This is a genomic window from Austwickia sp. TVS 96-490-7B (genome assembly GCF_019331795.1).
GTDB lineage: Bacteria > Actinomycetota > Actinomycetes > Actinomycetales > Dermatophilaceae > Austwickia.
Map to the genome: position 1 here is coordinate 1 of NZ_JAHPZL010000031.1, position 1,283 is coordinate 1,283.

Annotated in this window: 1 protein-coding gene; it reads left to right on the forward strand. The window is 48.0% G+C overall.

Features of this window, described 5'->3' with window-relative positions; translation table 11 throughout:
• Positions 1 to 1,063: 1,063 nt before the first annotated feature.
• Positions 1,064 to 1,283, forward strand: a 220-nt coding sequence (locus tag KEM60_RS15455; RefSeq protein WP_219108877.1) for a transposase family protein, incomplete at its 3' end; no start/stop codon positions are given.

The window sequence follows — 1,283 nt, forward strand, 5'->3', positions numbered from 1 at the left end:
GCCACTGGCTATCGAGGCAGACTCACAGAACTCCCCGATATCATTGCCGTCATTACCCGACTCGAGCTCTATCGACTTGGCTGGTAGCCAAGAATGACCTGGAAATGCCTCGTGAATAACGCCCTAAGTATCCTAGTTTTGTATGGTTTACCGATGAATTGGTGGAAAAACTCATGGCTACTGGTGACACCGTGGGGGTGCATTTTCGAAAGATGTGGGATTCAGAGAAGCCTGATTGCTCCTCGTTTTTTTCTTGAACAGTTGCCCTGGTGGCGGAATATGAAAATATGTGTTATTCGCCAGAGTGTCTGTAGCATTTAAGGATACCATCCACGTTGACAGAGAACGTCATGTCTGAATTTAACATTCAGACAGTGCAACATAAGTCATTCATTGAGATGGATGCATTAAAGTTCAATGCATCACGGCAGGAGATCGTGAATGAAAATTTTTGATGTCGTAACCGCAAAAAATAGGGAAAAGTTTTATCCAACTGAAGGAGTCCCTTGGCTTGAATTGGAGGATATGCGTTCCTCTGATCCAGCTGCTCCTTTTGAGGGGGGGGGTGGCCTACGCCTGAATTTTTCATTTATCGGGAGCCGCTTCCGGGGGACGGTATCGATAAGTACTTGCCATCGTTGATGGCGCAAAATGCTAGTCGATACGTTTTTCTGCGGGATCAAGCGATTGATTCACTAAGCGAATTACTTGAACCGTATGGCGAGTTGCTTCCTTTGTCTTGTGGTGAAGCCAGAATAATGATGTGGTGGCCCCAGGTTGTCGTTGACTGTCTTAATGATGACAAAAGCGATAACGGGGACTTAGGGCGTTATTCACGAGGCGTTAGAGGCCCATGTCCCGCACCCCGGGAAACAATCGATACACACCTGTCACCATACACATATATAAAAACATCGGCCGCTTTGAGATCATTGGGTTAGCAGACTCAAATCTCTCAGGGAAGCGACCGATGCGGTACCAGTCTACAACAGGACTCGATCACGATGCACTCGATGAACTCGTCAGGCGGGTCATCGACATTTTTCACTCCCGGGGAGTCGACTTGAGTAGACACCGGTTGCCCGTCAAAGAACAAGTCATCCTCACCCTGGAACTCCTACGGAACAATCTGTCACAAACGTTCCTAGCTGATCTGCTAGATATTTCACAATCCACCGCTTCTCGAATCTATCGCAGGATGCTCCCGGTCATCAATGAAGCACTCATCTTGACAGGTATCCCCATAGAGCAAGCAGCCAGTGATGGCCGAGCCATCCTCATCG